The organism is Longimicrobiaceae bacterium, assembly GCA_035696245.1.
In the GTDB taxonomy this organism is placed as follows: domain Bacteria; phylum Gemmatimonadota; class Gemmatimonadetes; order Longimicrobiales; family Longimicrobiaceae; genus DASRQW01.
This window is the reverse complement of the sequence record DASRQW010000136.1, coordinates 1-11,373: the sequence shown is the minus strand read 5'-3', so window position 1 is coordinate 11,373 and position 11,373 is coordinate 1. Positions and strand designations below refer to the sequence as shown.

Below are 11,373 nucleotides of genomic sequence, written 5' to 3'. Positions count from 1 at the left end.
ACACGGTAGATCTGTAGATGTAAGCTTCGGTAGATGTCGGTAGATGTGAAGAGGGCCGGGGCGCGGTATCGCGTCCCGGCCTTCGCATTGCCCCCTCCCCGCCTCGCTTGGGCTCGTCGACCCTCCCCCACAAACTGCGTGGGAGAGGGTTGTTTGCATCTGCGCGGTGCGTCGGACGATGGTGATTTCGGGAGATGGGTGGCGGACCAGCGGCTGCGTGAGCGTGCATCGCGCGCCCGCCTTCGACTACGGCCGATGAGAATGGGACGGACCGCATCTCCCGTCATACCGCGGTTGATGACGCGGCGATTCCGCCGTCAGAAGCGGAAGGAGAGGCCGGCGATGGGGAGGATGGGGAGGGTGGCGACGGAGCGGGGGCCGGCGCCGCCACCGTCGTAGCGGTAGAAGAGGGCGTCGCGGCGGTCGAGCGCGTTGAGGACGCGCAGGTACGGCGTGAGCTCGCGGCGGCGGCCGGCCAGACGCGGGCTCCACGTGCGCGAGACCTCGGCGTCCACGCGCAGGTACGGGTCGTCGCCCGGGCGGGCGAGCGGCGCCGGCTCGTTGACGTCGGATGCCTGGAGCTGCGGGGTGACGCCGCCGGGCTCCGCCGCGGCCACGGAGACGGCGGTGTACGGCAGGCCGGCGCCGTACGCCACGCGCACCTGGAAGCGCCCCGGCCGCCCCAGCGGCCCGGCGACACCCGCGCTCAGCAGCTGCCGGCCGGCGAAGGCATCCACGCCCACGTCCTCGTCACGGACAGCGTGGGCCCAGGTCAGCGAGTAGCCCAGCCAGCCAGTGACCACGCCCGTGTTGCGCCGCACCCACACGTCCACGCCGGATACGTCCGACCGGCTGTGGGGCGACCCGTCCAGCCCCTCGTACATCTTGTAGTAGCCCTCCAGCCCCAGCCGCACCTCGTCGCCCAGCTCCTGGTCCAGCGCCAGGGACACGTGCGTGGCGCGGGCCACGTCCAGCCCGGTGGGCAGGTGCAGCGAGTCGCCCAGCGTGTGCGGCGCGACGTGCGCGGCCTGCCCCGGCACCTGCACGTACTGATGGTAGCGCCCGGCGGCCAGCGTCACGCCCACCCGGTCGCCCGCCAGCCACGTGGCCGAGAAGCGCGGCGAGAGCCCGGCGATGCGGCCCTGCACGAAGATGTCGCCGCGCGTGCCGCCGCGGACGGTGAGGCGGGCGGCGGGCTGCCACGCCACGTCCACGTACATGCCCACCGCGTCGCCCGTGGAGCGGTCGTCCACCACCAGCGAGTCCCCGTCTGCCGTCGCCATGGTGTACGCCCGGTGCTGCACCCACGTCCGGTCCACCGAGCCGCCCCACAGCACGCGCGCCGAGCCCCACAGCCGCGACAGGTCCGCGGCCAGGCGGCCGCGGCGGGTGGTGCCGTCCAGCAGCACGTCTCGCGAGCCGCGCCACGGCAGGCGCGCGCCGAAGCCGGTGACGGCGGCGGTGACCTCGGCCTGGCCGCCGGAGACGGCGCCGCGCCAGCGGGCCGAGAGAGCGGTGTTGGACCAGCGCGCGAAGTCGTCGTCGCCGGGCACGGTGTCCACCCGCACGCCCTCCTGGTTGGCGAAGACGGTCACGGCCATCGCCCCGCCCCCGGCCGACCAGTCGACGCGCGCCAGTCCCTCGCGGTACGCGTACGGGAACGGCTGCCCCTGCATCAGCGCCACCATGCCTCCGCCCACCCCGCGGCCGGACGCCAGGTACGTGGCCCCGCCGCCCAGCGGCCCCTCCGCCACCACGTCGGCCGAGACGAGGTCGACCGAGCCGGAGCCCTGCGCGCGGCCCGGCTTCCCGGCGCGCGTGTTCAGCTCCATCACGTACGACAGGCCGCCGTCGTAGCGCGCCGGGGCGCCGCCCAGGAAGAGCGTGGCCGAGCCCAGCGCCTCCGGCTGGAAGCTCTGGATCAGGCCGCCCATGTGGAACGGCGCGTAGACCGGCGCTCCGTCCAGCAGCACCAGCTTCAGGTCCGCCGCGGAGCCGCGGACGTACAGCGCGTCACGCGGGTCCGATGGGTCCTGGCCGGGGGCGCGGAAGGTGGTGGCGAGCGCGGCGGCGGTGGCGCCCATGCCGGACTCCAGCGTACGGGCGCCCACCATGGCCATGTCCGCCTCGCCCGCACGGGCGGTGTCGCGCAGGCCGGCGGGGCCCGTGCCACGCGCGAACACCGGCTCCAGCGCGAGCGGCTGGGGCCGGAGGGAAAGGTCCAGGACCACCTCGCCGCCGCCCGGCACGAGCACCTGCACCTCGGCGGGGGCGTGGTCGAAGTCGTGGACGCGCAGCGTGCGCCGCCCGGCGGGCACCCAGCGCAGCAGGTACGCTCCGGTGCTGTCGGTCAGGGTGCTGACGAGGGTGCGGCCGGCGTCGTCGGTCACCTCCACGACGGCCATGTCCAGGGGCACGCCGCTGGGCTCGCTCTGCACCGATCCACGGATCTGCCCGCGCGCCGTGTCGGGCGGGGCGACCGTGAGAAGGGACAGGGCGAGCGCGATCAGCATCGCAGGCGGCGCGGTTGGGGGGCCGCCGGCCCGGAGCTACGGGCCGGCGCGGAAGAGCTGCTCGTTCGCCGAAGACTCCACGGCGGCCGCCAGCACGCGCTGGCGGCCCTTCTCGCGCGACACCAGCACGCGTCCGTTGGCCTCGACCACGGCGGTCTGCAGCGAGCGGGGGAGGTCGACGACGATCTCGCCCGGCCCGGCGCCCACCACCTCGATGCGCCCCGGCCCGGTGCGGAAGCGGCCCGCGGCGGCCTCGCCGCTGGCGCGCACCTCCACCATGCTCTCTTCCGATACCCGCGTCCGCACCCGGAGTGCCGGGTCCGAAGCGGTGAGCACCACCCGCACCGCACCGCCGTCCGGGAGGATGGAAACGCCCGCCGGCGGCCGTGCGCGCGGCGCCGAAACCGCGGGAGCGGCGGGGGCCGCCGGCTTCTCCACGACGCGCGGCGCGGCGATGGACCCGATCCAGCGGCGCACGGGTGAGCCCGGCACCGCCGCGGCGGCGGCGCCGGCCACGCCCAGCACGAGCACGGCCGCCTTCAGCAGCGCGCGACGCGCATCGCCCGCCCAGCGGGAGGGGGCGCGGCGGGCGCGGACGGAGCCGAGCGCGGCCTCGGTGCGGGCGTGCACGGGGTCCCGCGCCAGCGCGGCGGCGAAGCGCAGCTCCAGCGCCCGCAGCGCGCGCAGCTCGGCGGAGCAGGCGGCGCACTCCGCCAGGTGCCGCTCCACCTCCGCGCGTTCCGTGGCGGGCAGCTCGCCGTCCAGCAGCGCCTGCAGGGTCCCTTCACCGGCGTGCATCATCCATCTCCTCTTCGTGTGCGTCGTAGACCGCCGCGAACCTTCGCAGCGCCCTCGCCAGCAGCGTTCCCACCGAGCTGGGCGCCACCGCGGCGACCCGGGCGATCTCTTCGTACCGGAAGCCTTCCTGCTTCATCAGCAGCATCTGCCGCTCGCGCGCCGGGAGCTGCGAGAGCGCCGCGCGCACCCGGGCCACGCTCTGGGACCGCTCCAGCTCCTCGTCCGGCGCGGGCAGGGTGCCCGTGGTGGGCGGCACCGCCGTGAGCAGCCGCTCGCGCCTCTTCACCGTGCGCGCGCCGTCGCGGAACAGGTTGGTCGCCACGGTGAACAGCCACAGGCGCGCCTCGTCCTGCGGCATGGGCCGCGACAGCAGGCGGAAGAACGCCTCCTGCGCGATGTCGTCGGCCGTGTCGGCGTCGCCGGTCATGCGCTGGAGGTAGCGGTGCAGCGCCGGGTACACGGCCCGGAACGTAGCGTCGAATTCCACTGTCCGCCCCGCGCTCGCGGTGGTGGGCTCGCCGGCGGGGCCCGCGCGCTCCAGCCTCAAGGCCGGGCTCCTCTCGGCCGCGAGCACGTCCGGCGCCGCGCGCCTCTGCACGGCGCCCATGCTAGTGCGCCTCCGGCGCGGCGATTCCGGTCACGGTGGGGTGGGGTGCGGGTCGGCGTCGCGTGCGTCGCCCCGGCCGCGCATGGCAGCCGGACGATCTCAGCGGAACAACGCACCGCAAACGGCATTCGTGACATCGGATGGTTAGGCGTGGCGCGGAATTCCGGTGCGGGTGATCGGGAGACGGCCGTCCGCCGCGCATCTCCCGTAGCTGTCCATCTACCGAGATCGCCAGCCATCCGGCATCCCACGTCTACGGAGATTGTGATCGGAGATGATCGGCGTCGATGGATGATGATCGGACCGGCCGATGGTCCGACGCGATACGGTGGATGCACATCAACCGATGTGGCTTTCCGGAGGATGTGCATCTCGGCCGATGTGCATCGCCACCGTTCATCCACCGAACCCGATCGCCCCGCTACTGCCAGCGGAAGGCGCGGAGGGCAAGGGCGAAGGAGACGAGGCCCCAGGCGGCGAGGATGGCGATGGAGACCGGCATGTCGACGACGGACAGGCCGTCGTTGTAGACGCCGCGGAGCGCGTTGTTCAGCGCGGTGAGCGGCAGCGCCTGGATCACCGGCTGAAGCGCGTCCGGGTAGCGGCTGGAGGGGAAGAAGACGCCGGAGAGCACGAACATGGGCAGCATCACCACGTTCAGGATGCCGCTCACGCCCTCGATGGTGCGGGCGCGCGAGGCGCTGAGCAGGCCCAGCCCGGCGAACGTCATCGCGCCCAGCACGATCACCACGGCCAGGCTGAGCAGCGGCCCGGCGACCTTCACGCCGAACGCCAGCCAGGCGAAGATCACGATGGGCGGCACCTCGAGGCAGATGAACGACAGCCGCGCAAGGATCTGCGCCAGAAGGAAGTCGCGCTTGCGCATGGGCGTGGAGACGAGGCGCTTGAGCTGCTTCTTCTGGCGCATCTGCACGATGCCGAAGCCCATGCCCCACATGCCCGTGCTCATCAGGTTGAGGCCGATGATGCCGGGGATCACCCAGTCGATGTAGCGCCCGCCCGGCTGCCGCTGGGGCGCGTCTGCCGTGGCGATGGGACGCCGCGCGCCGCCCGCGGCCTGCACCGCGCCGTCCGCCAGCAGCCTCGCGAGGCGGCTCTCCGGGCGCGAGGGATCGTAGCGGTACGCCGGCGTCCCCGTGCCGCCGACCACGACGGCGACATCGCCCTTCCGCAGCGCCACCGCCGCGCTGTCGGCCGAGAGGACGCGCACGTCCAGGTCCGGCGAGCGGCGCAGGGCGGGGAGCCAACGCTCGGCCATGCTGCCGCGCTCGACCGCGACGACGGCCCTCTCGGCGGGCTTGTCGCGGAAGGCGAGGCCCAGGCCGATGGCCATGATGATGGGGAACCCGAACGTCCAGAACAGCGCCTCGGGCTCGCGCAGGAAGCCGCGGATGCGCGCCATCGTCAGCTCCCGCAACGCGCTCGGGCTCTTTCCCCGCTCCGGTGGAGGAGGTGCGGACGCGGGAGATGCGGGCCGGTCCGGCGCCAGCAGGTCACTCATCGCGCAGCTCCCGTCCTGTCATGGCGAGGAACACGTCGTCCAGCGTAGCCTGATGCGTGCTGAGCGCGGTCAGGTCGCCGCCCGCGCGGTGCACCAGCTCCAGCAGCGCGGGGACGGACCGGTGCAGCTCCCCCACCGTGAGCTGCCGCAGCGCCCCCCGCGAGCCCACCCGAGTGACGCCGGGGATGGCGCGCAGGTCGTCGTCCGGGATCGCGGCCGTGCTGGCGAACTCCACCACGTGCTCGCCGCCCAGCGAGCGGATCAGCTCGCGCGGCGTGCCCAGCGCGATCATCTCCCCGCGGTCCAGAATGGCGATGCGGTCCGACAGCTTCTCGGCCTCGTCCATGAAGTGCGTGGTGAGCAGGATGGTGCCACCGCCCGCCCGGAACGCCTCGCACACGTCCCAGAGCTGCCGCCGCGACTGCGGGTCCAGCCCGGTCGTCGGCTCGTCGAGGAAGAGCACATCCGGCGAGCCCGCGAGCGCGCAGGCCACGGAGAGGCGCTGCCGCTGACCGCCGGAGAGGTGGCGCACCTGCGTGGCGCGCTTCTCGTCCAGCTGCACGAAGCCCAGCAGCTCGGCAACGGAAGGGCCGCGGGGATAGAACGAGCGGAAGAGGCGCAGCGTCTCCTCCACCGTCGCGCGGTCCGCGAACTCGCTCTCCTGGAGCTGCACGCCCAGGCGGGCGCGGATCGCGTCGGCCTGGCGGTCCCAGCGCATTCCCAGCAGCTCCACCTCGCCGCCGTCGGGCGCGGTGAGGCCCTCCAGGATCTCGATCGTGGTGGTCTTGCCGGCGCCGTTGGGCCCCAGCAGCCCGAAGCACTCGCCGCGCCGCACCTCCAGGTCCAGCGACTTCACCGCCACCGTCTCGCCGAAGCGCTTGTGCAGCCCCCGGCAGCGGATGGCGGGCGCGGCATCGCCCTCCCCGGCGGCTACGTGCGCGCCGGGGAGGACGGTAGATGCCGGGCCCGCGGAGGTGGTCAGCGGCGGGCCCCGTGCTGGAGGTGCTGATTGAAGAAGACGACCGTGCGGCGCCACGCGTCTTCCGCCGCGGCGGGGTTGTACGACTGCCCCGAGGGGTTGGCGAAGGCGTGGTTCGCGTCCGGGTAGACGTGGATGTCCACGTTCTTGCCCAGCGCGCGCAGCTCCGTCTCCATCTGCCGCACCGTGGCGACGGGGATGCCCTGATCCAGCCCGCCGTACAGCCCGAGCAACGGCGCGCGTAGGGCGGCGAGGCGCGCGCGGTCGGTCACCGGGCGGCCGTAGTACACGACGTCCGCGTCAACCTGGTCCGGCATGAACAGCGCCGACTCCAGGCTCCACCCCCCGCCGAAGCACCAGCCGATCACGCCCAGCTTCGGCGCGCCCCGCGAGCGGAGGTAGGCCGCCGCCTGCTTGAGGTTGTCCTGCCCGCCGGCGGGGTTCGCCATGGACGCGCGCATCAGCGCCGTCGCCTGGGCCGGGGTGGCGGCGGCCTCGCCGCCGTACAGGTCCACCGCCAGGGCCTGGTAGCCCTCGCCCGCCAGGCGGCGCGTCATCATCCGCACGTTGTCGTTCAGCCCCCACCACTCGTGGATCACGACGAGCGCGGGCAGGTTGTTGCCGGCGCCGCCGGACGGACGGGCGAGGTAGCCGCGGACGGGCTTCCCATCCACCGTGGCGTACGTCACCTCTTCCGCCGTCACCGGCCGCCGCGGCTCGGCGGCGGACGCGTTGGGGGCGGGCGTCTCGTTCGCGTGCATGCGGGCCATGGCATCCACGTGTGCGCTGTCCGCGGGGTTCGGCTTGTTCATGGCGGCCGTGCGGCTGCAGGCGGTGGCGAGGACCAGCGTGAGGAGCAGCGGGATGGTGCGGCGCATGGCGCGTCTCTCCGGTTCTCGTGGGAGGCTCGGCTTCGGTCCTAACCTAGCCCGCACGTGCCGCGCCGCAAGCCGGGGACGACGGCCTGCGGCGCGGGTGCTTCGGGGGCTTCGCTCAGCAGGTGAGCGAATAGTGCGAGTACGTGGTCGTCGGCCCCCCTTCACCTCCGGTGAGGTGGAAGGTGTTGTCCAGGCGGCCGCTGCAGCCGTCCTGCGTGAGATCCACGACGACGGCGTTCTGGTTCTCGTTCAGCATCCCTGCGTACAGGACCGACGAGTGGTACTCGAAGGCCAGGTGGAACCCGTCCGGGGTGCGGACGGCCGGCCCGTTGTACATGTCCTCGTCGTAGCTCCAGAAGGACCGCACCTGCGCTTTCCAGCCGTCTCCGTTCGGGGAGATGCGCACCCAGAAGCTACCGGCGCCCTGGTAGCCGCTGGCCTCGTCCGTCATCCCTACGACCCAGTAGGTGCGGACTCCGCACCTGCGGGCGGCGAGACCCCGCAGGCCGGACCGGATCGCGGCGCGGCTCTCCGGCACGCCCATGTAGCTCTCGGTCACGCCGTGCAGGCGCACGCCCCACTTGACCTTCTCGAACTCGGCGATGACCCGTGCAGCCGCGTTCCAGCGCGCAGCGCGCTCCCACCGGGCGACCGCGGCGTCGCCCTGGCGCGAGAGGGTGGTGGGGGTGCGCTCGAACTGGTTCATGCCCAGCCAGGTGATCGCGTCGCCGTCCACCACCACCGGCATCAGGTCGGCGCCCTCGGTGATGGGCCACCGGCTGCTCATGGGCGCCGCGAGCGACACCACGCCCACGCACTGCTCGTCCGCTCCTCCTGGGTGTGCGCGCACCACGTCGAGCGCCTGCTGCGTCATCAGGTTGCCCTGCGAGTGCGGCACCACGATCACATCGCGCTTCAGCGACGTCTGGTGAAGGATGCTGTCCGCCAGCAGCCGCGCGTCGACCTCGGTGGCGTACGATGCGACGCCGCTCAGCTGGAGCACCTGGCGGGCCGCCTCGGTCAGGTCCATGTGGCTGCCGTAGTACATATTGCCCAGGCAGCGGGTGAACCGCAGGTCGAACGACAGGTCGCCCAGGAACGGCCGCGCCCGGTCGAAGTCCTGCACGCACATCACCTCGCGCTTCCTCGCCGGCGTCAGCTCCGCCGCCATCGTACGGTTGTACACGAACCGAACGCTCACCGGGCGCGCGATGCGTGCTTCCTGGACGATCAGGTCGAGCGCGGTCGTTGCCGTCCTGGCATCGCTCGCCTTGTTGAAGATGCCGTTCACGAAATACACGACGAGCGGCGGAGCCGCCGGTTCTTCCGAGGCCGTGGCCAACCTGCGGCTCGCCGACGTTGACGGATCTCCGCCTCCGGCGGTGAAAACGTGGCCTGCGAGGGCGCTGTCGACCCGGATTAGTGCGTCGGCGTCGCGGTCGACGTCGTAGGCCAGGAACTCCACGATAGCGAGTCGCCGCGCTGCTTCGGCTTCACCCACGCGTGCGGCAAGCGCGGCTCCGGCATCGAGGTAGCGCTGGAAAGCCACGACGGGATCAGCTGCCGTGAGCACCGCCCGACGTGCGTCCAGAAGCGGTTGGTCGTCCGAAGCGAGCGCGACGCGACGATCGGCCGAGACTGCCAGTACGTGCGGGCCGTCCATGATGATGCGCCCCTGAGCCGGAGCGTCGGCCCCATCCAGCGTCACCCGCAGGTTCTCGAACCCGGATGCAGGCGTGAAGCCGTACTTGACCTTCACTCCACTTCTGAAGGTGGAGTCGATATCCGCAGGCTCACCCAAGATGCCGTCGCCGCGGATGACCACCAGGTGGGGCGTAGTGTCGGCTGCCTCGGTCGAGCGTGTGAGGACCCGGAACTTGATCGGCACGGTCTGGTCCGCAGTTATCTCGCGAACGGAATCCCCGTCTGCGCCATGTCCGACTCGCACATCCACGTGGCCGATCTCCGCCGCGGATTCGAGCACACGGACCCGGTACATCTCACCCGTAAGCAAGCGGGCTCCAGTGGTATGCCACTCTGCACTGAAGCGCCCACGATCGGTTCCATCTCGCCGAAGCATGTCCGTGCCCGCTTCGCGCATCGAGAAACGAGCGACGGGTGCACCCGTGCAAGCCGCCCCGTCCCATCTACAGACTTCCACCGATGGCACGACACCCTCGGCCCCGCTGCCGATCTGTGCATGCGGAAGGGCAAGCGGCGGCAGGAATTCCACCGTGTAGGGCGTCTTCTCGCTCGCGGATAGGCTGGGACGTGGTCTCGTCGCCGTGAAAGTGGAAGCGTCGCTGCACCCAACGAGCGTTGCCGAGCACAACGCCAGTACGACCGATCTGATCCGTGACATGAGAGTTGGTCCGAAGTGTTTGGATTGAATGCGCGAAGACACGAAAAGAACCTTTGACGTTCTCTGAGCCGCCCAGCCGTGGTCAGGCAGGTCAGTTTACGGCCGCTGGCTGCCTCCTTTCCACGGTGTCCGGGGCCGCGTGGCACCGATCGAGACTGAAGTAATGCCCTCCCAGCGCGATCTCGCGGCGGCGTGCAGCTTCCTTGTCGGCACGCGTGTACGTGCTCTCGACCTGTCGCTCTGCGCGCTTGATGTACACGATTCCGCTGTCGATGCCGACTCGCTCCATGATCCGCCCTTCCTCGCAGGCCAGGTCCTCTTCCATCCCGAAGGTGTCCGGCGAGGAAAGGGAAGCGCGTAGGAGCTTACGGAACGAGTCAGTGACGGCCGCCTCGCGGGCCGAAGCCGCAGTTCGAGGTGCTTTGCCACTTCCGCAGGCTGCGGAGTGCAGGCTGATCGCGAGAGCCAGCGTCGTCCGCATCGCTCGCGAAGGGCGAGACAGCAAGCGCACCGAAAACTTGGAATTGCTAGGCTGCATCCGTAGGTCGGGTTGAGTGTGATAGTGCGATGTGCATCCTGAGACATTGCCGCCAGGCGTCACGCGTGCTCCGTGCACCAGGCGAGCACGTCGGCGAAGCGGCGGTCTTCGAGGATGCCGAACCACGGGCTGCGGGTGAGGCGCGCACGGCTGAGCCCCGGGCTGGAGAGCCCGCAGAGGAAGCGCGCCCGCTGCCGAGGTGACCGCAACGCGTCACGGTTGGCGTCGCAGAGCGCGAGGAAGCCCGCGCGGTCCAGCTCGGCCGCGATGGGCGCGGGCTCCGGCAGCGCGGGGAAGCTCGTGGGCTTCCCGACCTCGCAAAACGTGCAGTGCCCGCACGGCGCCTCGCGCCGCTCGCCGAAGTACGCCAGCAGGAAGTTGGTCTGGCACCTGTCGTGGGTCACCAGATCCGCCACCTGCCGCACCCGCACCGTCTCCTGCGCCTCGCGCCGTACGAAGCGGCCCTCCAGCTCGGTCACCAGCGCATCGATGTCGGGCTTCTGCACCAGCCGCGTGTACCGCTGGCGCGCGTCCGACGCGGTCACCTCCAGCAGCCCCTGCTCGCCCAGCCAGTCCAGCGCGCGGACGATCCGCTCGCGCCCCTCGCCCAGCTTGCCCGCCAGCGCCTCGGGGTCGATGGTGTACCACTCGCGGCCGAAGCGCGACTTCTCGAAGATGCCACGGATGAACTCGCCCCGCTCGCCCCCGAAGCGTGCCGTGATCTCCTTCACCGGCACCAGCGGCCGGGCGCGGTAGCCAGCGTAGAACGGCGTGCCCTGCTTGAGCACGCCGAGCAGCTCCAGGTAGGTGAGCGCGGTGCGCAACACGAGCTGGCGGATGTCGTGCGCGTTGGAGAGCGCCGTCTGGTTCACGTCGAACGTGGGCTCGCCCGTGAGGATGGCGCCGAGGAGCCCCGCCAGCGACTCGCGCGAGGGCGTGTCGCCGTACGCGAAGTTCTCCAGCGTCGCCACGTCTTCCAGGCTGCCCAGCAGCTCCACGGTGCTGGGCTCGCCGTCGCGGCCGGCGCGGCCCACCTCCTGGCTGTAGCTCTCCAGGCCCTTGGGCAGGTTGTAGTGGTAGACGTAGCGCACGTCGGCCTTGTCGATGCCCATGCCGAACGCGATTGTCGCCACCACCGTGGCGCGGTCGGACTCCTTCCACCACTCCTGCACCTCC

General features: G+C 71.8%; 9 protein-coding genes. All 9 read right to left on the bottom strand.

All coding sequences use genetic code 11. The annotated features are described in order from the left end of the window. Positions 1-317: 317 nt before the first annotated feature. Complete coding sequence (locus VFE05_06075; protein ID HET6229631.1) at positions 318-2,513, bottom strand: carboxypeptidase-like regulatory domain-containing protein; 2,196 nt, start codon at positions 2,511-2,513, stop codon at positions 318-320. 36 nt (positions 2,514-2,549) lie between these two features. After that, positions 2,550-3,314 (bottom strand): anti-sigma factor, encoded by a 765-nt coding sequence (locus VFE05_06070; protein ID HET6229630.1) that lies wholly within the window; start codon positions 3,312-3,314, stop codon positions 2,550-2,552. Further along, the gene (locus VFE05_06065; GenBank protein ID HET6229629.1) at positions 3,298-3,918 is read right to left on the bottom strand and encodes a sigma-70 family RNA polymerase sigma factor; all 621 of its coding nucleotides are present in this window, start codon (positions 3,916-3,918) and stop codon (positions 3,298-3,300) included. Before VFE05_06065 ends, VFE05_06070 begins: the two co-directional genes overlap by 17 nt. Before the next feature lie 421 nt (positions 3,919-4,339). Continuing rightward, positions 4,340-5,440 (bottom strand): ABC transporter permease, encoded by a 1,101-nt coding sequence (locus tag VFE05_06060; protein ID HET6229628.1) that lies wholly within the window; start codon positions 5,438-5,440, stop codon positions 4,340-4,342. Further along, positions 5,433-6,476 carry an ABC transporter ATP-binding protein gene (locus VFE05_06055; GenBank protein ID HET6229627.1) on the bottom strand — a complete coding sequence of 348 codons (1,044 nt, stop codon included), beginning with the start codon at positions 6,474-6,476 and terminating at the stop codon, positions 5,433-5,435. Before VFE05_06055 ends, VFE05_06060 begins: the two co-directional genes overlap by 8 nt. After that, entirely contained in the window at positions 6,419-7,297 is an 879-nt protein-coding gene (locus VFE05_06050) for a dienelactone hydrolase family protein (protein ID HET6229626.1), read from the bottom strand. The genes VFE05_06055 and VFE05_06050 overlap by 58 nt, the downstream gene beginning before the upstream one ends. 115 nt (positions 7,298-7,412) lie before the next feature. Further along, entirely contained in the window at positions 7,413-9,185 is a 1,773-nt protein-coding gene (locus VFE05_06045; protein HET6229625.1) for a hypothetical protein, read from the bottom strand. A gap of 565 nt (positions 9,186-9,750) precedes the next feature. Beyond that, complete coding sequence (locus VFE05_06040) at positions 9,751-9,984, bottom strand: hypothetical protein (protein ID HET6229624.1); 234 nt, start codon at positions 9,982-9,984, stop codon at positions 9,751-9,753. Between the two features lie 272 nt (positions 9,985-10,256). After that, on the bottom strand, positions 10,257-11,373 hold a 1,117-nt coding region (locus VFE05_06035; protein HET6229623.1), incomplete at its 5' end, for a C-terminal helicase domain-containing protein.